The organism is Actinomadura sp. NEAU-AAG7 (assembly GCF_018603865.1).
In the GTDB taxonomy this organism is placed as follows: domain Bacteria; phylum Actinomycetota; class Actinomycetes; order Streptosporangiales; family Streptosporangiaceae; genus Spirillospora; species Spirillospora litoris.
This window is the reverse complement of sequence record NZ_JAHFZY010000015.1, coordinates 37,114-57,756: the sequence shown is the minus strand read 5'-3', so window position 1 is coordinate 57,756 and position 20,643 is coordinate 37,114. Positions and strand designations below refer to the sequence as shown.

Genomic DNA, 20,643 nt, shown 5'->3' with positions numbered 1-20,643 from the left:
GTGATCCCCAGCGCCGCCAGATCGGTGTGGGACAGGTGCGCCTTGTTCAGCGTGGTCTGGATCACCGCCCGGGTCCGCTCCCAGATCTCGGTCGGGTTGTGCTCCACCCACCCCGCCCGCGGCAGGATCTGCTCATGCTCCAACTGATGCCGCGCGACCTCGCCGCCGCCATGGTCGAACACCATGAACCGGGTACTGGTCGTGCCCTGGTCCAACGCACCGACGAACTCAGCCATGGGTGGGGTCTCCTGCCGTCTCGTATTCGGGCTCGGGTTGGGACGAGGGGGGTGCCTCGGCGGGCAGGAACCGTCCGATCAGGACCTTGTAGAGGCCGGCGCCGAGCACGCCGCCGATCAGCGGGCCGACGATCGGCACCCAGAAGTAGAGGTCGCCGTGCTGGTCGCGCCACGCGCTCCCGTATCCGGTGAGGTAGGAGGCGAGCCGGGGCCCGAAGTCGCGCGCCGGGTTGATCGCGTAACCGGCGTCCGTGCCGAAGGCCATGCCGATCGCGACGACCAGCAGGCCGATGATGAACGGCGCCAGGTTCGCCAGCGGCGGCGCGTTGCGCACGTCGGTGACGGCCTTGATCACGAACAGCAGGATCGCGGTGCCGATCACCTGGTCGCGGAACGCGCCCCAGGTGCCCACCGGAAGCGACCCGTTGCCGGGCAGCGTCGAGAAGACGCCCTGCGTCTTGATGGTGTGGCCGGGGTCGGCCTTGGCGAGCACCTCGCTGTAGTTCCACCGGACGATCAGCGCCGCGACGAACGCCCCGAGCGTCTGCGCGGCGGCGTAGGGCGCCACCTTCCGCCAGGGGAACTCCCGGAACACCGCGAGCGAGAGCGTCACCGCCGGGTTGAGGTGCGCGCCGCTGATCCGCGCCGCGACGTAGACGCCCAGCGTGACGCCGAGGCCCCAGGCCCAGGCGATGCTGTCGTGGTCGCCGATCTCGGCGGCCGCCACCTGGGCGACGACGCCGATGCCGAACAGGATGAGGATCAGGGTGCCGGCGAACTCGGCGGCGAGCTCACCGGCCGGCACCCCGGTCTTGGTTCGTTCCGCCATGTCTGCTCTCCTCGGCGCGCGGGGGCGGTCGCGGTGGCCTGGACGCTAGATGGCGGCGGAACGGCTTACAACAGGTCAGTGCCGACATTGTCGAACACTTTCGCCGCCGTCCGGCGGCGGTTAACCTCGGCCCCGTGCACAAGATCACAGAGTCCGGGCAGTTCACGGGGCGGGAGGCGGTGATGACGGCGGGTGCCGACATTGTCGGCACCGCGTCCGCAGAACTAGCATCCGCCCCATGCCCGGACCTGTGCAGTCGATCGAGCGGGCCGCCGCGATCCTGCGGCTGCTCGCCGCGAGCCAGGGCCGGCTCGGGGCCGGCGAGATCGCCGGGTCCCTGGGCCTGGCCCGAGGCACCGCGCACGGCATCCTGCGGACGCTGGAGCGCGTCGGGTTCGTCGAGCGAGACGACGGCTCCGGCAAGTACCAGCTCGGCGCGGCGCTGCTGCACCTCGGCACCAGCTACCTGGACGTCAACGAGCTGCGCTCGCGGGCGATCAACTGGGCGGACGCGCTCGCCTCGCGCAGCGGCGAGGCCGTCCGGATCGGGACGCTGCTGGAGGGGCGGGTCCTGGTCGTCCACCACGTCTTCCGGCCCGACGACACGCTCCAGGCGATGGACGTCGGGACGCTGCTGCCGCTGCACGCCACCGCGCTCGGCAAGGCGCTGCTCGCGCACGACGCCAACGCGGCGGCCTCGATCCGCGACACCGTCCTGGAGCCGTACTGCCGGCGGACGATCACCGAGCCGCGCGCGCTCGCCCGCGCCGCCACCCGCGTCCGGGAGAGCGGGTGGGCGGCGGAGGTGGAGGAGCTGTCGATCGGCGAGGCGGGCATCGCCGCGCCGATCCGCGGCCACGGGGGGCTCGTCGTCGGCGCCATCGGGATCTCCGGCGCGGTCGAGCGGGTCTGCGACGCGAGCCGGGTGCCCGAGCCGCGGCTCGTGGCGTTCGTCCGGGACGCGGCGCGCGCCGTCTCCCGCGACCTCGGCGGTTCACGCTGGTAGGGCATGACCCAGGGGAGGGGCGGCCGGTGACCGAACGCTACGTGATGTCGATCGACCAGGGCACGACGTCCACGCGGTGCATCCTGTTCGACCACGGCGGCCGGCTGGTGTCGGTGGCGCAGCGCGAGCACCGCCAGCACTTCCCGAAACCCGGCTGGGTCGAGCACGACCCGCTGGAGATCTGGCGGAACCTGGAGCGGATCGCCCCGGAGGCGCTGGCGCAGGCGGGCGCGACGGCGGACCAGGTCGTCGCCGTCGGCATCGCCAACCAGCGGGAGACGACCGTCCTGTGGGACCGGCTCACCGGCGTCCCGGTCGGCCGCGCGATCGTCTGGCAGGACACCCGCACCGCCGCGCTCGTCGACGAGTTGGCCCGCGCGCCGGGCGCCGCGGCGGTCCCCGGGCGCAGCGGCCTGCCGCTCGCCACCTACTTCTCGGCGCCGCGCGTGCGCTGGCGGCTCGACCACACGCCCGGCCTGCGCGAGCGCGCCGAGCGCGGCGAGGTGCTGTTCGGCACCATGGAGAGCTGGCTGATCTGGAACCTCAGCGGCGGCGTCGACGGCGGCGTCCACGTCACCGACGTGACCAACGCGAGCCGCACCCTGCTCATGGACCTGCGCACACTGGCCTGGGACGACGACCTGCTGGCGTTCTTCGGCGTGCCGAGGGCGATGCTGCCGGAGATCCGCTCGTCCAGCGAGACCTACGGGACGGCGCGCAAAGTGTTCCCCGGCGTGCGGATCGGCGCGGCGCTCGGCGACCAGCAGGCCGCGCTGTTCGGGCAGACCTGCTTCGCGCCCGGCGAGACCAAGTGCACCTACGGCACCGGCGCGTTCCTGCTGATGAACACCGGGACGGCGCCGGTGCGCTCGGCCAACGGGCTGCTCACCACCGTCGGCTACAAGATCGGCGACGAGCCCGCCGTGTACGCGCTGGAGGGCTCGATCGCGATCACCGGCGCGCTCGTCCAGTGGTTCCGCGACGGGCTCGGGCTGATCACCACCGCGCCGGAGATCGAGACGCTGGCCCGCGCGGTCGACGACAACGGCGGCTGCTACATCGTCCCGGCGTTCTCCGGGCTGTTCGCGCCGCACTGGCGCGGCGAGGCTCGCGGCGTCATCGTCGGGCTGACCTCCTACATCACCAAGCACCACCTGGCGCGGGCGGTGCTGGAGGCGACCGGCTGGCAGACCCGCGAGGTCGTGGACGCGATGAACCGCGACTCCGGGCTCGGCCTGCGGGAGTTGAAGGCCGACGGCGGCATGACCTCCGACAACCTGCTCATGCAGATCGTCGCGGACGTGCTGAACGTGCCGGTCGCGCGGCCGATGGTCGTGGAGACCGTCTCGCTCGGCGCCGCCTACGCCGCCGGGCTCGCGGTCGGCTACTGGGCGGGCCTGGAAGGGCTGCGGCGCAACTGGCACCGCGCGGCGCGGTGGGTCCCGGCGATGGACCCGGGGCGCCGCGCCGCCGAGTACGACAACTGGCGGCGCGCCGTGGAGCGCACGTTCGGCTGGATCCGCGCCGAGGACGGCGACCCCGCCGACCGCTAGCCGACCCCGAGGAGGGAACCCGCTTGATCACCGCGACCGACCACGGCCCGACCCGGGTGCTCACGATCGACCGCCCCGAGGTCCGCAACGCGATCGACGTCCCGACCCGCGAACTCCTCAGGGACGAGACGCGCCGCGCCATGGACGACCCGGCCGTGCGCGCGGTCGTGCTGACCGGCGCGGGCGGCACGTTCTCGGCGGGCGGCGACGTCCGCTCGATGGAGGGCGCCCGCCCGGAGGCCGTCCGCGCGCGGCTGGCGCCGCTGCACGAGGCGGTCCGGCTCATCGCCACCGGCGGGACGCCCGTGGTCGCGGCGGTCGAGGGCGTCGCCGCCGGTCTCGGCGTCTCGCTCGCCGCCGTCTGCGACCACGTGGTCGCCGCCGAGGACGCCCGGTTCGTCGCCTCGTTCGGCCGGGTCGGCCTCGTCGCCGACGGCGGGCTCCTCTGGACGCTCCCGAGACGCGTCGGCAGCGGCCGCGCCGCCGACATGCTGCTGTTCGGCAGGGCGGTGCCCGCCTCCCGCGCCCACGAGATCGGCCTCGCCGACTCCCTCGCCCCGTCCGGCGGCGCGCTGGAGGCGGCCCTGGAGCGCGCCGCCGAGGCCGCCGCCCTCGCCCCGCTGGCGGTCGCCGCCGCCAAACGCATGCTCACCCTCGCCGACCGGAGCCTGGACGCCCTGCTGGAGGCCGAGTGCGAGGAGCAGGCGGCCCTGTTCGGCACCGCCGACTTCGCCGAGGGGCGTGCGGCGTTCACCGAACGCCGCACCCCCCGCTTCGAGGGCCGCTGACACCCGCCGGCGCCAAGGCGACAGCCACCACGCGAGTGCGTGACCTGACCGGTGGGGCGACGCCGGAGGCGAGCCCCACCGGGAAGATCGCGAAGCGATGCCGCACTCGCCGAAGGCACGGTCACGCCCCGAGCCGCCAGGCGAGGGGTGTGGCCGGTCTTAATCGACAAGGCTCGCGATCGCGATGTGGGGGCGGCCGGTGATGGGGTGGGCGCCGATGTGGGCGCGCACGCCGAACACCTCGGCGACGAACTCCGGCGTCAGCACCTCCAGCGGCGGCCCGGACGCCCGCACCCTCCCGTGTTCCAGCACGACAATGCGGTCGCAGTAGGCCGCCGCGTGGTCGAGGTCGTGCAGCGCGGTGAGCAGCGTCAGCCCGAGCGACCTGACGAGGTCGAGCAGGCCGAGTTGGGCCCGGACGTCCAGGTGGTTGGTCGGCTCGTCCAGCACCAGCAGCGGCGCCTCCTGCGCGAGCGCCCGCGCGACGAGGGCGCGCTGCCGCTCGCCGCCCGACAGCGTCGAGAACAGCCGGTCGGACGCGTGCGCGAGCCCGACCCGCTCCAGCGACTCGGCGACGACCGCCCGGTCGGCCGCGTCCTCGCGGTCGAGCAGGCCCTTGTGCGGGGCGCGCCCCATCGCGACGACCTCGGCGACGGAGAACTCCCCGGCCAGGTCGCCGTGCTGGGTGACGACGGCGCGGCGGCGCGCCGCGTGCCGGGCGCGCATCCGCCACAGGTCGTCGCCGTCCAGCGACACGGCCCCGGCGGCGGGGCGCAGCGAGCGGTAGACGGTGCGCAGCAGCGTCGACTTCCCGCTCCCGTTCGGGCCGATCAGCCCGACGAACATGCCGGGCTCGGCGACGAGGTCGACCTCGGACACGATCGGCGTGCCCTCGATCTCGGCGGTGACGCCCGCGATGACCAGCCGCATCAGTGCTCGCCTCCGGACCGGCGCCGCAGCAGCCACAGGAAGAACGGGACGCCGAGACCGGTCGTGAAGATCCCGATGGGCAGCTCGTTCGGCCGGTCGACGGTGCGGGCGGCGATGTCCACCGCGACGAGGAACACCGCGCCGCCCAGCGTCGCCACCGGCAGCACCCGCCGGTGGTCGCCGCCGACGAGGAACCGCGCGGTGTGCGGCACCATCAGCCCGACGAACCCGATGCCGCCGACCACGCTGACCGACGTCGCGGTCAGCAGCGACGCGACGACCAGCAGCGCGATCCGCAGCGTCCGCACGGACGCGCCGAGCCCCGCCGCCGCGTCGTCCCCCGCCGCCAGCGCGTTGAGGCCGCGCCCCTGCGCCAGCAGGAACAGCGTGCACACGGCGATGACGGCGGCGGGCAGGCCGAGGTCGGACCAGGTCACGCCCGCGACGCTGCCCATCAGCCAGAACATCAGCCCGTGCAGCTCGGTCGGGTCCACCTGGAGCTGGATGTAGCTGGTCGCGGCCGAGCACAGGTAGCCGACCGCGACGCCCGCGAGGACGAGCCGCGAGTCCAGCAGCCGCCCGCCGCGCTGGGCGAGCAGGTACACGACCAGGACGCTGAGGACCGCCGTCGCGAACGCCGCGCCGGTCACCCCGAGCCCGCCGACCAGCGTCACGCCCGACGAGACGACCAGCACCGCGCCCAGCGAGGCCCCGGAGGAGATCCCGAGCACGTAGGGGTCGGCGAGCGGGTTGCGGACCAGCGCCTGGAGCGCCACGCCCGCCGCGCTCAGCCCCGCGCCGACCAGCGCCGCGACCAGCACGCGCGGCGTGCGGATCTCCCACACGACCTGCTCGCGCAGCGGGTCGCCCGACGCGGACCCGGTGAGGTGCGCGCCGACCACCCGCCACACCGAGCCGACCGGCAGGTTCACCGACCCGATCGAGATAGCGGCGATGGCGGCGAGCGCGAGCGCGACCACCAGGCCCGCGATGAGCACGCCGGTCATGCGGCCGGAGACCATGTGCGGCCCCCGGCGGGCGAGGTCAGCCATCGGGGTGCACCACCTTGGCGAGCCGCTCCACGGCCCAGGCGTTGAGCGGGCCGAGGAACGCGCCGTCCGCGAGCGTCGTGTACGTCCCGGTCTTGGACGCCCGCCACTGCGGGTACTCGGCGAACAGCCGCTTCGCCTCCTCCGCCGGCTTCTCCGAGGGGGTGAACACGCCGACGGCGACGACGTCCACGTCGGCCACGGCGAGCTGCTCCTTGGTGAGCGTGCTGGTCACGTCCCGGGAGCGGCCGGCGAACGCGTTGACGCCGCCCGCCGCGGAGATCACCTCGTCGGTGATCCGCCCGGTCATCACGGCGGGCAGCCCGGAGGCGTTCATCATCGACATGCCGGGATAGACGATCAGCACCTTGCGCGGCGGCCTGCCGGCGACCCGCGTCCGCACGGCCTGGACCCTGCGCCGCAGGTCGGCGGTCACCTCGGCGGCCCTGCGCTGGACGTCGAACACCAGGCCGAGCAGCCGCAGGAACTCGTGCGAGGAGTCGATCGAGATCCCCTCGTAGGCGCGCTTCTCCGCCCGCGACGCGCCCGTCTTGCCGTAGGCGCAGTTCACGGGGTTGACGAGCGTGGTGATCCCGGCGGCGGCGAGCTGCTCGCGGGTGGCGAGACCGCGTTTGGCGTCGAACCCGCCCGACCAGGTCGATATCACCAGGTCGGGCTTGGCGGCGAGGACCTGCTCGGCGGGCACCTCGAAGTTCTTGTTCATCGTGAGGCCGCCGTTGGGCATGGCCTTGATCGCCGCGACCATCGACGGGTCGTCCGACACCCCGTAGGACTGGGCGTTGGCGAGGACGTGCCGTTGCAGGCCGAGCATGACGAAGCTCTCCGACTCGGCGACCGACGTCCCGTTCAGGATCAGGACGCGGCCCGGCGGGCGGGTGAAGGACACCTTCTGCCCGCAGTTGTCGAAGGAGAGCGGGTAGGACGTGGCGCCGGGGGCGCCGTCGAGCTTGACGGCGGTCGCCTCGCCGCCGGAGTCTCCGGCGCACGCGGCGGCGCCGAGCAGTGCGCAGGCGGTGAGCGCGGACAGCGCTGCCTTGCGATTGAACATGGGGGGTCCCTTATTCCGGTGGGGTGATGGCATGCGTGGCACGCCGCACCGCCCCGCCGGGTCGGGCGGGGTCAGGCGGCGCGCGGCGGGGCCACCGGAGGGCCGCGGCGCCGGACGGCGCGGGCCAGCAGGACGCCGAGCCGCGGCGCCGGGTCGCCCGCGACCACGACCACGACCGGACGCGGCGGACGGATCGTCCGCGCGGGCGCGATCGGGAGCGGCCGCGCGACCGCCGCGAAGACCGCCCCGTACAGCCAGTCCAGGGCGCGCTCGGCGCCGGAGAGCAGCAGCGCGGCGGCGAGCGCGGCGAGGGCGTGCCCCGCCAGCATCGAGGGCCCGAGCCCGAGGCCGTGCGCCATCCCGGCACCGGGGCCGGGGGCGGGCGGAGGCGCGATGGGCGGGCCGCCCGCCTCCATGTGGTGCGCGGGGCCGGCACCGGACGCGGCGAACGTGAAGGCGAAGTGGAAGGCGACCTGCGCCCAGCCCACGACGGCCAGGATCCGCCGGAACGACATCATCCGCCCGGCGAGGCCGACGCACAGCGCGCCGACCACCGCCCCGGTGCCGAGGACGGCCGGGAGCGGCGGCACGCAGCAGGCCCCGCGGCCGCCGGCGACGTGCCCGGCGAGCGCGAGGGCCGTGCACGCGGCGGCGAGGAAGGCGCCCCGCGCGTACCGCGTGCCCCGCGCGTACCGCGGCGTCGCCGCACCTGGGCCGGTCACGCGGCTCAGCCTATGACGCGCCCGCGCGCCTCCCAAGGCGCCCCACGATCAACGCCGGTAACGTGAGCGGATCGCGCAACCTAGAAGAAGGAGTAGCGAGCATGAAAAATCGTGACTTCGCGGGTAGGCCGGTGGGCGCGATCGGGCTCGGCTGCATGGGGATGAGCTGGGCTTACGGGGAGTCCGACGACACGGCGTCGATCGCGTTGATCCGCGAGGCGCTCGACCTCGGCGTGACGTTCCTGGACACCGCCCAGCCGTACGGCGACGGCCACAACGAGGGGCTGGTGGGCCGGGCGCTCGCCGGGCGCAGGGACGAGGCCGTCCTCGCGACCAAGACCGGCCTGGTCGTGGAGGACGAGGCGACGTTCAAGATGGTCCGGCGCGGCACGCCCGAGCACGTGAAGACCTCGGCCGAGGAGAGCCTGCGCCGCCTGGACACCGACGTGATCGACCTGTACTACCTGCACCGCGTCGACCCGGACGTGCCGCTGACCGAGACCTGGGGCGCGATGGCCGAGCTGGTCGCCGAGGGCAAGGTGCGCGCCCTCGGGCTGTCGGAGGTGAGCGTCGCGCAGGCCGCCGAGGCGCACGCGGTCCATCCGGTCGCCGCCGTCCAGTCGGAGCTGTCGCTGTGGACGCGGGACGCCCTGGGCGCGCCGCCCGCCGAGTCCAGCGGCCCGGTCGGCATGCTCAGCGTGGTCGGCGGCACCGGGGACGCCGGGGACGTGGTCGGCTGGTGCGCGGCCAACGGCGCGGCGTTCGTGCCGTTCTCGCCGCTCGGCCGGGGCTTCCTCACCGGGACCGTCACCACGACCGACTTCGAGGACGACGACTTCCGGGTCATCAACCCGCGCTTCCAGGAGGAGGCGCTGAAGGCCAACCAGCGCATCGTGGACGTCGTCAAGGCGGTCGCGGAGCGGCACGGCGCCACCCCGGCGCAGGTCGCCATCGCCTGGACGCTCGCCCAGGGCGACCACGTCATCCCCATCCCCGGCACCAAGAAGGTCCGCTACCTGCGCGACAACGCGGGCGCCGCCGACCTGGAGCTGACCGAGGGGGACCTCGCCGAGCTGGACGCCGTCCCCCCGGCCGTCGGAGGGAGGTACTGACGCCGCCGCTCAGCGCGGCCGGTAGTCGGCCAGGTAGCGGCGGACCTTCTCCGCGTACGGCATGAACCGGGCCGGGACGCCGCCCTCCTTGACGACGGTCTTGGACGAGCTGCGGTAGCTGACCGCGAGGTTCAGGGCCGGGTCGCCCGGGACGCCCTTCAGGTCCTTGCCCCAGAAGCACAGGTAGCGGCCCATCGCCGGGATCGACAGCTCCGGGGTGATCTGGGCGGGCCTGGGCTCGGGGTTGTTCAGGCCGCCCGGCTGCCAGAACACCAGGATCTTCGGCGTCCAGCGCGCGATGCCGTACTCGTCCTTCGCCGGGTCGGACAGGTGCGGGTCGAAGCCGCTCTCCGCCTTCAGCATCGCCGCGATCAGCGCCGGGCTCAGGCCCGGCATGTCGCACCACGTGCCCGCCCGGACGATCAGGTCCCTGTACGGGCGCGGCACGTCCGACCCGGCGCGCAGGTAGCGCGAGTGCGCGTCCTCCGCCGCGGACCCGTCGCCGCCCATGCCCGCGACGGCCCACGCCGCGCCGCCCATGGCGACCGCGGCCGCGAGGGCGGCGCCGGCGACGGCGGTCCGGCGGCGCGGCAGCCGGGTCCGGCGCGCCACCGCGGCCGGCGGCGCGCCGGGCAGGGGGTCGGTGTCGACGGAGCTGGTCGCGTCGGCGAGCGCGGCGCCGAACTCCTCCGCGCTCGGCCAGCGGCGCTCCCGGTCGGGCTCCAGGGCGCGCAGCACGGCCGCGTCCACCCGGGGCGGGACGGCCGGGTTCAGCCCGCTCGGCGGCACGGGGGGCGTGCGCGGCGGCTCACCGGTCAGCAGGTGGTAGGTGAGCGCGCCGAGCCCGTACACGTCGGCGCGGCGGTCGGGGGCGCCGTCGATCTGCGCCTGCTCGGGCGCCATGTAGCCGGGCGACCCGGCGGGCAGCGTCAGGCTCGACAGCCGGTCGTCGGTGCGCGCGATGCCGAGGTCGGCGATGAGCACCCGCTCGCCCTCGCCCCCGCCCTCGCCCCCGCTCGCACCGGCGTCGCCGGGCGCGGCCCGCAGCAGCACGTTGGACGGCTTCAGGTCGCGGTGCACGACGCCGAGCCCGTGCAGCTCCCCGACGCCCAGGATGATCTCCCGCGCGATCCGCAGCGCCTCGTTCAGCGGCAGCGGCCCCCCGGCGAGCCGGTCCTCCAGCGTGCCCCGGTCGGCGTAGGTCATCACGAAGTAGGGGCGCCCGTCGGGCAGCTCGCCGATGTCGAAGACCTGCACGAGCCGGGGCGAGTCGGCGCGCCGCAGGAGCCGCGCCTCCCGGACGAACCGCTCCCGGACGTCGGCGCGGTGCGTCCAGTGCTCGCCGAGGATCTTGACGGCCACCGGCGCGTCGAGCTCCGGGTCGTGGCCGAGCCAGACGGTCGCGAACCCGCCCGAGCCGAGCAGGCGGACGATCGTGTGGCGGCCGGCGGCCCTCGGGGTCTCCATGTCACACAATCATGAGGGATCCTCCGGCCGAACGGTCAGTGTCTCCAGGTGAAGGATCCGGTACGCCGCGTACGGGCGGCGGGAATCGCGGCCGGGGGCGCGGTGTTGTACACCGGACCGCCGGAAATTCGATCGCCCCGCGTGGGCCGTTGCGGCTACGGTGCGAAGGTTTGAGGGGGGAGCGGGCCGGGGGCGCCCGAACCCTATCCTTGTCGAGGATTATGAGGACGTCTGTGAACTCGCCGCTCGCCGGGCTGCGCGCGCGCCTGCCGGGGCTGACGCTGCTCGACCAGCACCGCCTGCGCCGCCGTATCGACGGCGCGCAGAAGACGCGCGACGCCGCGCGCCGGACCAGGGTCGCCGAGGAGATCGCCGCCGACATCGAGGCCGCCGAGCGGCGGGTCGAGCGGCGGCGCGCGGCCGTGCCCGCGATCACCTACCCGGCCGAGCTGCCCGTCGCGCGCAAGAAGGACGACATCCTCGCCGCCGTCCGCGACCACCAGGTCGTGATCGTCGCGGGCGAGACCGGGTCGGGCAAGACGACGCAGATCCCCAAGATCTGCCTGGAGCTGGGCCGGGGCGTGCTCGGCTCGATCGGGCACACCCAGCCGCGCCGCCTCGCCGCCCGCACCGTCGCCGACCGGATCGCCGAGGAGCTCGGCACCGGGCTGGGCGACGCCGTCGGCTACAAGGTCCGCTTCACCGACCGCTCCGGCGACGACACGCTCGTCAAGCTGATGACCGACGGCATCCTGCTCGCCGAGATCCAGACCGACCGGCTGCTGCGCCGCTACGACACGCTGATCATCGACGAGGCGCACGAGCGCAGCCTCAACATCGACTTCCTGCTCGGCTACGTCAAGGAGATCCTGCCGAGGCGCCCCGACCTGAAGGTGATCATCACCTCGGCGACGATCGACCCCGAGCGGTTCTCGGCGCACTTCGACGACGCGCCGATCGTGGAGGTGTCCGGGCGGACCTACCCGGTGGAGGTCCGCTACCGGCCCGTCACCGACCCCGACGACCCGTCCGCCGACCCCGACCGCGACCAGGTCCAGGCGATCCTCGACGCGGTGGACGAGCTGGGCCGCGAGGCGCCCGGCGACGTGCTGGTGTTCCTCAGCGGCGAGCGCGAGATCCGCGACACCGCCGACGCGCTCACCAAGCACTTCCAGCGGCAGCGGGGGACGGCCGAGGTCGTCCCGCTGTACGCGCGGCTGTCGGCGGCCGAGCAGCACCGCGTGTTCCAGCCGCACCGCGGGCGCCGGATCGTCCTCGCGACCAACGTCGCCGAGACGTCGCTGACCGTCCCCGGCATCAAGTACGTCGTCGACCCCGGCACCGCGCGGATCTCCCGCTACAGCCACCGGCTGAAGGTGCAGCGGCTCCCGATCGAGCCCGTGTCGCAGGCGTCGGCGAACCAGCGCAAGGGGCGCTGCGGGCGCGTGTCCGAGGGCGTGTGCATCCGGCTGTACTCCGAGGAGGACTTCGAGTCCCGCCCCGAGTTCACCGACCCGGAGATCCTCCGCACGAACCTGGCGTCGGTCATCCTGCAGATGACGGCGCTCGGCCTCGGCGACATCGCCGCGTTCCCGTTCGTCGAGCCGCCGGACCGCCGCAACGTGAAGGCGGGCGTCGACCTGCTGCACGAGCTGGGCGCGATCGACCCGGCCGAGAAGGACCCGCGCAGGCGCCTCACCCCGCTCGGCCGCCGCCTCGCGCAGCTCCCCGTCGACCCGAGGCTCGCGCGGATGGTGCTGGAGGCCGACCGCAACGGCTGCGTGCGCGAGGTGCTCGTCATCGCCGCCGCGCTGTCCATCCAGGACCCGCGCGAGCGCCCCGCCGACGACCAGCAGGCCGCCGACGAGCGGCACCGCCGGTTCGCCGACCCGACCTCCGACTTCCTCGCCTACCTGAACCTGTGGAACTACCTGCGCGAACAGCAGCAGGAGCTGTCGGGCAGCGCGTTCCGGCGGATGTGCAAGAACGAGTTCCTGCACTTCCTGCGCGTGCGGGAGTGGCAGGACCTGCACGGCCAGCTCAAACAGGTCGCCAAGACCCTCGGCGTCACGGTCAACACCGCCGACGCGCCCCCCGACCGCGTCCACGTCTCGCTGCTGTCGGGCCTGCTCTCCCACGTCGGCCTGGCGGACGCCGACAAGAAGGACGCCAAGCAGCGCCGAGGCCAGGAGTACATCGGCGCGCGCGGCGCGCGGTTCGCCGTGTTCCCCGGGTCGTCGCTGTTCCGCAAGCCGCCCCGCTGGGTGATGTCGGCGGAGTTGGTCGAGACGTCCCGGCTGTGGGCGCGGGTCAACGCGAAGATAGAGCCGGAGTGGATCGAGCCGCTCGCCGGGCACCTCGTCAAGCGCTCCTACAGCGAGCCGCACTGGTCGAAGAAGCGCGCGGCCGTGATGGCGCACGAGAAGGTCACGCTCTACGGCGTGCCGATCGTCGCCGACCGCCGCGTCAACTACGGCTCGATTGACCCGGCGCTGTCCCGCGAGCTGTTCATCCGGCACGCGCTCGTCGAGGGCGACTGGGAGACCCACCACCGGTTCTTCCACGAGAACCGCGCCCTGCTGGACGAGGTGGAGGAGCTGGAGCACCGCGCCCGGCGCCGCGACATCCTCGTCGACGACGAGACCCTGTTCGACTTCTACGACGAGCGCGTCCCGGAGGACGTCGTGTCCGGGCGGCACTTCGACGCCTGGTGGAAGCAGGCCCGGCGCGAGGACCCCGACCTGCTCGGGTTCGAGAAGTCGATGCTCATCAACGCCACCGCCGACGGCGTCAGCGAGGCCGACTACCCCGACGCGTGGCGGCAGGGGCCGCTGGGCCTGCGGCTGACCTACCAGTTCGAGCCGGGCACCGACGCCGACGGCGTGACCGTCCACGTCCCGGTGCAGGTCCTCAACCAGGTGCGGCCGGACGGCTTCGACTGGCAGGTCCCCGGCCTGCGCGCCGAACTGGTCACCGAGCTGATCCGGTCGCTGCCCAAGCAGCTGCGCGTCAACTTCGTCCCGGCGCCCGACTACGCCCGCAAGGTCCTCGGCCGCGTCGCCCCCCGCACCGAGCCGCTGCTGGACGCGCTGGAGCGCGAGCTGACCGCGATGACCTCCGTCCCGGTCGCGCGCGAGGCGTGGGACACCTCCCGGCTGCCCGCGCACCTGCGCATCACGTTCCGCGTGGTCGACGACCGGGGCCGGGCGCTCGGCGAGGGCACCGACCTGGACGAGCTGAAGCGCCGCCTCGCGGGCAAGGTCCGGGGGACGCTGTCCAAGGCGGCGTCCACGATCGAGCGGTCCGGGCTGCGCGAGTGGACGATCGGCGAGCTGCCGCGCACCTACGAGCGGAACCAGGCGGGCTACGACGTCAAGGCGTACCCGGCGCTCACCGACGAGGGCGACAGCGTCGCCGTCCGGATGTATGAGACGGAGGCCGAGCAGCGCCGCGCGATGTGGCGCGGCACCCGCAGGCTGATCCTGCTGAACGCGCCCTCGCCGGTGAAGCTCATCCAGGGCCGCCTGACCAACCAGGGGAAGCTGGCGCTCAGCCACAACCCGCACGGCTCGGTCGCCGCGCTGTTCGACGACTGCGTCACCGCCGCCGCCGACCGGCTCATCGCCGAGGCGGGCGGCCCCGCGTGGGACGAGGAGGGGTTCCGCGTCCTCTACGACCGTGTCCGCGCCGACCTGCACGACGCGACCGCCGCGATCGTCGCGCTGGTCGAGCGGATCCTCGCCGAGGCCCACGAGATCGACCGGCGGCTGCGCGGCACGACGAGCCTGACGCTCGTGCCCGCGCTGACCGCCGTCCGCGCCCATATCGCGCAGCTGGTCAAGCCCGGGTTCGTCACCGAGACCGGGTGGCCGCAGCTGCCCGACCTGCCCCGCTACCTGCGCGCCCTCCAGGTTCGGCTCGACAAGCTGCCCGAGAACCCGGGGCGCGACCGCGCGCTCGCGCACCAGGTCGAGACGCTGGAGCAGGAGTACGAGCAGGCGCTCCGCCGGCTGCACCCGGCCCGCCGCGACGGCGAGGCCGCCCGGCAGGTGCGCTGGATGCTGGAGGAGCTGCGGGTCAGCCTGTTCGCCCAGCAGCTCGGGACGCGCTACCCCGTGTCGGACAAGCGGATCCGCAAGGCCCTCGCCCAGCTCTAGCGTTCCCGGCATGATCGTTTGTCGGGTATGACTAATGCATGGACCTGAGGGGCTTCTACCCGGAAGTGGAACCGCACGACTCCGGGCTGCTCGACGTCGGCGACGGCAACGAGATCTACTGGGAGGTGTGCGGGAACCCCGACGGCAAGCCGGCGGTGTTCCTGCACGGCGGGCCCGGCGGCGGCGTGCTGCCCGCCAACCGGCGCTTCTTCGACCCGGCCGCCTACCGGATCGTGCTGTTCGACCAGCGCAACTGCGGGCGCAGCCTGCCGAGCGCGAGCGACCCGGCGGTGTCGCTGGAGCACAACACGACCGCGCACCTGGTCGCCGACATCGAGCGGCTGCGCGAGCACCTGTCCGTCGACCGCTGGCTGGTGTTCGGCGGGAGCTGGGGCAGCACGCTGTCCCTCTCCTACGCGCAGGCCCATCCCGAGCGCGTCACCGAGCTGGTGCTGCGCGGGATCTGGCTCATCCGCCCCGAGGACGAGGCGTGGTCGCTCACCCCGGGAGGCGCCGCGCACCTGTTCCCCGCCGAGTGGGCCGCGTTCCGCGACGCGATCCCGGCCGCCGAGCGCGACGACCTGCTCGCCGCCTACGGGCGCCGCATCCACGACCCCGACCCGGCGGTGCACGGGCCCGCTTCCCGCGCCTGGATGGACTGGGAGATGGCGGCCAACACCTTGCTCCCGGTGCCGCCCCCCGACGTCGGCCCCGAGCTCCTCTACGCGTTCGCCCGCATCCTCCACCACTACATCGCCAACGGCGGGTTCCTGCCCGAGGAGGGGCTGCTCGCGGGCGTCGACCGCGTCCGGCACATCCCCGCCGTGATCGTGAACGGCCGCTACGACATCAAGACGCCGCCCGACCAGGCATGGGACCTGCACCTGGCGTGGCCCGAGGCGGAGTTCACGATCGTCGAGGACGCGGGCCACGGCGGCTCCGAACCCGGGACGCTGCACCGGCTCGTCGAGGCGACCGACCGCTTCCGTCCCTGACCGGTGAGCCGATTTTTCGGCTGGCCGGACCCCGCTCCTTGGACCTTCGGCGGGGGAGGCGGGAAGCCCTGCGAGCGTGCCGTTTTCCCGGTTCGGCGGACGTCGCGGACCGCCTCCGGGCCCCCTCGGGAGCGACCTCTGCGTGCCCACACGAACCCCGCAAGTCACTGCGGCCACGCCGACTAGTGCGTATGGTTCATTCCATGCCTAACAGCGAAGAGCGCGACAATAGCGGCCCCGAGGAGACGGCCGCGACTCCCGAAGCCGCGGTCTCCGAAGGCGAGAAGCCGCAGGAAGACGCTGGTGCGCAGGGCGCGGGCACAGGGGGCGCCGGCACGGAGGGCACGGGTGCACGCGGCCCGGGTTCCGAGAGTGCCGGTGGACAGGACGACGACAGGCGGAGCGGGGCGCGGGGCGCGGGCGGCGCGGGGACGGAGGGCTCCGGCGGGCGGGGCCGGGAGCCGGAGCGGACCGCCGAGACGGCGGTCGCCCGGCTGGGCGAGCCCGTCACGGTCTGGCCGTGCGCGAACTGCGGACGGCCCGTCCCGCAGCCGATGGGCGCCGTCCGCAGCGTCCGCTACTGCCGCGACAACGACGGCGCCTGCGCCCGCGAGGCACGCGACCGCCGCGAGCGCGGCCGGGACGCGCCGGGCCTGACCGGCCAGGTCGCCTCCACGTGGGAGATGGTCGAGCGGCTGGAGAAGGCGGCCGACCTGCTCGCCGACTCGCTCACCTCCGAGCTGAGCGTCGCCGGGGTCGAGCGGCGCGTCGCCGAGGTGCGCGCCGAGGCCGCCCGCGAGCTCGCCATCGCGCAGAGCGAGCGCGACGCGTCCCAGCGCAAGGCCGAGGAGGCGTGGCAGGAGGCGACCTCCGCCCGCGGCCGCGCCGAGGAGAGCGAGCGGGAGGCCGCGACCGCCCGCGAGGAGGCCAAGCTCGCCACCGCCAAGCGCGACGCCGCGCAGGAGGCGTGGGAGGAGGCGCACCAGATCGCCCAGCAGTCCACGAGCGCCAAGCTCGCCGCCGAGAGCGAGCGCGACCGCATCGCCGCCCGCGAGACCGAGCTGCTGGCCGCGCTGGAGACCGCGCGCGCCGAGCTGGTCACGCTGCACTCCAAGCTGGCCGAGGCCGAGGGCGCCGTCGAGGCGCAGCGGGTGGAGGCCGCCGTCGCCAAGCAGGGCGCCGAGGACCTGCGCAACGCCATGCGCGACACCGAGGCGCAGCGGCAGCGCGCCATGCAGGCCGCCAGCAAGGCCGAGGCCGAGCGCGCGACCGCGCTGCGCGCCCAGTCCGAGGCCGAGGCGGAGGTCGTGCGCGCCGCCGCCCGGGTCGAGGAGGCCGTCAAGGACCGCGACGCCGCCCAGGCGCGGGCGCAGGCCGCCACGTCCGAGCGCGACGAGCTCAACTCCAAGATCAACGACCAGTCGGTGCAGCTCCGCCAGCTCTCGCAGTCGGTCGCCGAGCAGCAGGCCGCGCTGACCGCGCTCGCCGAGGAGCGCGACGCGGCCCGCGCCGAGGCCGACCGCGCCCGCCGCCAGATCGACCAGTTCACGCACAACACGCTCTCGTCCAACATCCCGCCCGGCGGCCGGATGCCGGGCGGTGGCACCCCGGCGCCGCCCGCGGGCATCTCGCACAACGCGAGCCACCCCCAGGCGCCCGGCATGCCCCCGGGCCCGCCGCCGATCGGCCAGCCGCCCAACGGCGCGCCGGTCCCGCAGCACGGCCCGCTCCCGCCCGGCGCCGCACCGCACCACCCCGGCCCCGCCGGGCCCCCGCACCACGGCCCGCAAGGCCACGGCCCGCAGAACCCCGGCCAGTCGAACCACGGTCACCCGAACCAAGGGCCGCAGAACCCCGGCCAGTCGAACCACGGCCAGTCGAACCACGGGCCGCAGAACCCCGGTCAGCCGCTCAACGGCGCCGACCGGGAGGACCCCCTGTTCACCGGCCCCTGACGGTCACCGGCTGCCCCCCTGACGACCCCGCCCGCCGGGCCCGCTCCCGGGCCCGGCTCAGCCGTATCGGACGATCATGAAGAACACCACCACCGTCCCCCCGGCGAGCAGGGCGGTGTGCGCCCGCTCCCGCAGCGCCGTGTGCCGCAGCGAGCTGACCCGCTTGCGGCCGAGCCGCACGTCGAACACCGCCCGCCGCGCGCGCTCCCAGTGGATCCCGGTGTAGACCGCGAGCGCGGCCACCCCCAGTAGCAGGAATCCGGTTCCGCTCATCTGACCCGCCTCCGTATTCGCGGAGGTTCAGATTGAACGCGGACCGGGCCTGCCGGGCAGCGTCAGACGACACATTCCGGGAACCCATGCGGAACCGGTCCGGCGGCCCCCGCCGCCGAATCCCGCGTCCGGACACGCCGATACCGCCCCCGGCGCGGTGCAGTGCTGTGCAGTGCGGTGCAGTGCTGTGCGCAGCGCAGCGCAGCGCGGTGCCGGGCGCGGAGATCCCGCCGGACTAGCCGAACCGCTGCGGGTCGATCTCGATCCAGATCTGCTCCGAGCGGCCGAGGAGCCGGCCGTCGGCGCCGTACAGGGCCGTCGCCGCGTGCATCTTGCGGTCCTCCCGGCTGCGCGCGAGGCCCATGACCACGCACCGCTCGCCCGCCTCGGGGAGGCCCGTGACCCGCCCGGTCATCGTGCCGAGCACGGCCGGACGGCCCGCCACGTCGAACGCCCAGCCGCCGGGGCAGTCCATCGCGGCCCACACCAACTCGGCCGTCGGCGCCTCGGCGGGCACCCACGGCGTGGCGACGGTCGCCTCGGCGACCGGGCCCGGCTCCAGGCGCAGCCCGTCCCCCGGGGCGCGCTCGGGGCCGCACACGAAGCAGCGCGGGAACGGGTGGTTCTCCGCCGCCCGGTACTTCTCCGCGCCCTCCAGCGCCTTCTCGAACGGGACGGGCGGCACCGGCGGCACGACGATCGCCCCCGCGAGCGCCTCCGCCACCAGTGTCTCGCCGTCCCAGAGCCGCACCCCGTGGCCGCGCTCGTCCTCGACCGTCACCGTCAGGTCGGTGTCCAGCGGGGGAGGGCGCCGCAGCGTCACCGTCACCGTGTCGGAGGCCGCCCGCGCCGCGAGCATCCCCGCCACGTACCCGCCATGGCCGGACCCGTCCGGACCATGGAACCGCTTCTCAATGATCACCTTGCGTTTCCCCCGTGCTCGAACCGCCACCCAAAACGGGACCGATCTTAATGATGGGCTCTGACGTTCCCGCGCCGACCCCGGTTCCAGGCCCGCGCCCCCGCGCGAGCGTGCCCGGCGCGCCCCGCCGCGATCCCCGCGCCTACACCGCCCGGGACGGCTGCGGACGGCCCGGACGCGTCGTGAAGAACACCGACAGCGACCCCTTGAGGCGGGCGCGGACGGTGTCCTCGTCCACGGCGGCGCCGGCGGGGACGGGGGTACGGTCCAAGGCGCGCGCGATCAGCAGGTCGATGTTGCGGTCGGCGACCAGCACCGAGCACGTGTCGCAGGCGTACCAGGGATAGAGCATGTTGAGGACGGCCACGGCGGTGTCGTCGTCGGACAGGTGCGTGGTGTCGAGCTCGACCTCGAACATGTCGGTGTCCTCGGGGTCGAGCGTGGGGTAGTACAGCCAGCTCGGGCCCGGGACGGCGCAGAAGTCGCACGACTGGTCCTGCGGGGCCGGCTCGCCCACGGCGAGCTCCAGCTCGTGGTCCCAGGGCTCCACCCGCCGGTTGTGGCGGTAGCCCACGCCGTCCAGCGAGCCCTCGCGGTTGTGCGTGACGTCGTGCACCTCGCCGCCGCAGCGGGCGCACATGAAGCCGATGTCCTCCATGTCCCTCCCCTGATCGCTGAGGCACCGGCTCTCACATTATCCGCCCGGACCGCCCCTCGTGCCTGCCGCGGCGAACCTTCGGGTACATTGCGGATCTTCGGCGCGTCCACGAGCAGGGAGGTCCGCGTTGTCCCCGTCCGACGTCGTGCTCAACGCCGACAAGATCGACCTCGTCCGGCAGCGGCGCGTGCTCCTCGACCAGGTCACGCTGACCGTGCTGCGCGGCGAGCACTGGGCGCTGATCGGCCCGAACGGCGCCGGGAAGAGCACGCTGCTCGGCATCCTCGGCGCCTACACCCACCCGACGCGCGGCGCGGCGGAGATCCTCGGGCGCAGGCTCGGCCGGGTCGACGTCCAGGAGCTGCGCAGGCTGATCGGGCAGGTCAACCCGCGGCATCCGCTGGAGTCGGCGCGGACCGTTCGGGAGGTCGTGTTGACCGGCGTGACCGGGACCATCGAGCTGGTGCCGCGCTGGACACCGTCCGAGGACGACCTGCGGCGCGCCGATGAACTGATCGGGCTGCTGGGGCTGACGCACCGCGCCGACGCCCGCTGGCCGAACCTGTCGCAGGGGGAGCGGGGCCGTACGCTCATCGCCCGCGCGCTCATGCCGGACCCGCCGCTGCTGCTGCTCGACGAGCCCGCCACCGGCCTGGACGTCGCGGCCCGCGAACGGCTGCTGGCCGCCATCGACCAGCTCCGCGCCGACCGTCCCGACCTGACGACCGTGCTGGTCACGCACCACCTGGAGGAGCTGCCCACCAGCACCAGCCACGCGCTGCTGCTGCGGGAGGGGCGCGTGCTCGCCTCCGGACCTGCGGGCGAGGTCCTCACCACCGGGCAGGTCAGCGCGTGCTTCGACCACCCGATCACGATCACCCGGAGCAACGGCCGCTGGGCCGCCACGGCGGGCCCCGCCTGA

18 protein-coding genes are annotated in these 20,643 nt (G+C 74.3%); 8 read left to right on the top strand and 10 right to left on the bottom strand.

What is annotated here, in order from left to right; translation table 11 throughout:
* A partial coding sequence (locus KLI87_RS39530; RefSeq protein WP_250904692.1) for an FGGY family carbohydrate kinase occupies positions 1–236 on the bottom strand: 236 nt, incomplete at its 3' end.
* Entirely contained in the window at positions 229–1,065 is an 837-nt protein-coding gene (locus KLI87_RS39525; protein WP_214621084.1) for an MIP/aquaporin family protein, read from the bottom strand. The genes KLI87_RS39525 and KLI87_RS39530, both read right to left, overlap by 8 nt.
* A gap of 238 nt (positions 1,066–1,303) precedes the next feature.
* On the opposite strand from KLI87_RS39525, the gene KLI87_RS39520 reads away from it, so the two are divergent.
* From KLI87_RS39520 to KLI87_RS39510, 3 genes are read left to right on the top strand one after another with little or no spacing between them, the layout of a single operon-like run.
* Positions 1,304–2,071, top strand: a complete 768-nt coding sequence (locus KLI87_RS39520) for an IclR family transcriptional regulator (RefSeq protein ID WP_156222506.1) — start codon at positions 1,304–1,306, stop codon at positions 2,069–2,071.
* A gap of 26 nt (positions 2,072–2,097) precedes the next feature.
* On the top strand, positions 2,098–3,624 hold the full coding sequence (gene glpK, locus KLI87_RS39515; RefSeq protein WP_214621083.1) for a glycerol kinase GlpK: 1,527 nt from the start codon (positions 2,098–2,100) through the stop codon (positions 3,622–3,624).
* Between the two features lie 23 nt (positions 3,625–3,647).
* Positions 3,648–4,412, top strand: a complete 765-nt coding sequence (locus tag KLI87_RS39510) for an enoyl-CoA hydratase/isomerase family protein (RefSeq protein ID WP_214621082.1) — start codon at positions 3,648–3,650, stop codon at positions 4,410–4,412.
* A 159-nt stretch (positions 4,413–4,571) separates the two neighbouring features.
* Here KLI87_RS39510 and KLI87_RS39505 read toward each other — a convergent pair whose 3' ends face one another.
* From KLI87_RS39505 to KLI87_RS39490, 4 genes are all read right to left on the bottom strand, one after another.
* Positions 4,572–5,342 (bottom strand): ABC transporter ATP-binding protein, encoded by a 771-nt coding sequence (locus KLI87_RS39505; RefSeq protein WP_214621081.1) that lies wholly within the window; start codon positions 5,340–5,342, stop codon positions 4,572–4,574.
* On the bottom strand, positions 5,342–6,394 hold the full coding sequence (locus KLI87_RS39500) for an iron ABC transporter permease (protein WP_156222500.1): 1,053 nt from the start codon (positions 6,392–6,394) through the stop codon (positions 5,342–5,344). The genes KLI87_RS39505 and KLI87_RS39500 overlap by 1 nt, the downstream gene beginning before the upstream one ends.
* A complete protein-coding gene (locus tag KLI87_RS39495; protein ID WP_214621080.1) occupies positions 6,387–7,460 on the bottom strand; it encodes an ABC transporter substrate-binding protein in 1,074 nt (357 codons plus the stop codon). The genes KLI87_RS39500 and KLI87_RS39495 overlap by 8 nt, the downstream gene beginning before the upstream one ends.
* A 71-nt stretch (positions 7,461–7,531) precedes the next feature.
* Entirely contained in the window at positions 7,532–8,182 is a 651-nt protein-coding gene (locus KLI87_RS39490; protein ID WP_214621079.1) for a hypothetical protein, read from the bottom strand.
* Positions 8,183–8,283: 101 nt separating this feature from the next.
* Here KLI87_RS39490 and KLI87_RS39485 point away from each other — a divergent pair, with 101 nt between their 5' ends.
* A complete protein-coding gene (locus KLI87_RS39485; protein WP_156222496.1) occupies positions 8,284–9,294 on the top strand; it encodes an aldo/keto reductase in 1,011 nt (336 codons plus the stop codon).
* Between the two features lie 9 nt (positions 9,295–9,303).
* Here KLI87_RS39485 and KLI87_RS39480 read toward each other — a convergent pair whose 3' ends face one another.
* A complete protein-coding gene (locus KLI87_RS39480) occupies positions 9,304–10,761 on the bottom strand; it encodes a serine/threonine-protein kinase (protein ID WP_214621078.1) in 1,458 nt (485 codons plus the stop codon).
* Positions 10,762–10,982: 221 nt separating this feature from the next.
* On the opposite strand from KLI87_RS39480, the gene hrpA reads away from it, so the two are divergent.
* The 3 genes from hrpA (at position 10,983) to KLI87_RS40800 (ending at position 17,868) form a co-directional block, all read left to right on the top strand.
* On the top strand, positions 10,983–14,918 hold the full coding sequence (gene hrpA, locus KLI87_RS39475) for an ATP-dependent RNA helicase HrpA (protein ID WP_214621077.1): 3,936 nt from the start codon (positions 10,983–10,985) through the stop codon (positions 14,916–14,918).
* A 38-nt stretch (positions 14,919–14,956) separates the two neighbouring features.
* On the top strand, positions 14,957–15,913 hold the full coding sequence (pip, locus tag KLI87_RS39470; RefSeq protein ID WP_214621076.1) for a prolyl aminopeptidase: 957 nt from the start codon (positions 14,957–14,959) through the stop codon (positions 15,911–15,913).
* Between the two features lie 203 nt (positions 15,914–16,116).
* Complete coding sequence (locus KLI87_RS40800) at positions 16,117–17,868, top strand: chromosome segregation ATPase (RefSeq protein WP_250904691.1); 1,752 nt, start codon at positions 16,117–16,119, stop codon at positions 17,866–17,868.
* 57 nt (positions 17,869–17,925) lie between these two features.
* On the opposite strand, the gene KLI87_RS39460 is transcribed toward KLI87_RS40800, so the two are convergent.
* The 3 genes from KLI87_RS39460 to KLI87_RS39450 all read right to left on the bottom strand — a co-directional run bounded on the left by KLI87_RS39460 (position 17,926) and on the right by KLI87_RS39450 (position 19,721).
* On the bottom strand, positions 17,926–18,141 hold the full coding sequence (locus tag KLI87_RS39460; RefSeq protein WP_156222490.1) for a hypothetical protein: 216 nt from the start codon (positions 18,139–18,141) through the stop codon (positions 17,926–17,928).
* 235 nt (positions 18,142–18,376) lie between these two features.
* Positions 18,377–19,063 carry a hypothetical protein gene (locus KLI87_RS39455; protein WP_214621075.1) on the bottom strand — a complete coding sequence of 229 codons (687 nt, stop codon included), beginning with the start codon at positions 19,061–19,063 and terminating at the stop codon, positions 18,377–18,379.
* A gap of 142 nt (positions 19,064–19,205) precedes the next feature.
* Positions 19,206–19,721: a hypothetical protein gene (locus KLI87_RS39450; RefSeq protein WP_156222488.1), complete on the bottom strand. Its 516-nt coding sequence runs from the start codon at positions 19,719–19,721 to the stop codon at positions 19,206–19,208.
* Between the two features lie 127 nt (positions 19,722–19,848).
* On the opposite strand from KLI87_RS39450, the gene KLI87_RS39445 reads away from it, so the two are divergent.
* Positions 19,849–20,643, top strand: a complete 795-nt coding sequence (locus KLI87_RS39445) for an ABC transporter ATP-binding protein (RefSeq protein ID WP_156222486.1) — start codon at positions 19,849–19,851, stop codon at positions 20,641–20,643.

Bases quoted from the DNA above. Each gene is read 5' to 3' on its own strand.
- KLI87_RS40800 (WP_250904691.1), top strand. From the start codon at position 16,117: ATGCCTAACAGCGAAGAGCGCGACAATAGCGGCCCCGAGGAGACGGCC.
- KLI87_RS39460 (WP_156222490.1), bottom strand. From the start codon at position 18,141: ATGAGCGGAACCGGATTCCTGCTACTGGGGGTGGCCGCGCTCGCGGTC.
- KLI87_RS39495 (WP_214621080.1), bottom strand. From the start codon at position 7,460: ATGTTCAATCGCAAGGCAGCGCTGTCCGCGCTCACCGCCTGCGCACTG.
- KLI87_RS39505 (WP_214621081.1), bottom strand. From the start codon at position 5,342: ATGCGGCTGGTCATCGCGGGCGTCACCGCCGAGATCGAGGGCACGCCG.
- KLI87_RS39480 (WP_214621078.1), bottom strand. From the start codon at position 10,761: ATGGAGACCCCGAGGGCCGCCGGCCGCCACACGATCGTCCGCCTGCTC.
- KLI87_RS39450 (WP_156222488.1), bottom strand. From the start codon at position 19,721: ATGGAGGACATCGGCTTCATGTGCGCCCGCTGCGGCGGCGAGGTGCAC.
- KLI87_RS39500 (WP_156222500.1), bottom strand. From the start codon at position 6,394: ATGGCTGACCTCGCCCGCCGGGGGCCGCACATGGTCTCCGGCCGCATG.
- hrpA (WP_214621077.1), top strand. From the start codon at position 10,983: ATGAGGACGTCTGTGAACTCGCCGCTCGCCGGGCTGCGCGCGCGCCTG.
- pip (WP_214621076.1), top strand. From the start codon at position 14,957: ATGGACCTGAGGGGCTTCTACCCGGAAGTGGAACCGCACGACTCCGGG.
- KLI87_RS39485 (WP_156222496.1), top strand. From the start codon at position 8,284: ATGAAAAATCGTGACTTCGCGGGTAGGCCGGTGGGCGCGATCGGGCTC.
- KLI87_RS39525 (WP_214621084.1), bottom strand. From the start codon at position 1,065: ATGGCGGAACGAACCAAGACCGGGGTGCCGGCCGGTGAGCTCGCCGCC.
- KLI87_RS39520 (WP_156222506.1), top strand. From the start codon at position 1,304: ATGCCCGGACCTGTGCAGTCGATCGAGCGGGCCGCCGCGATCCTGCGG.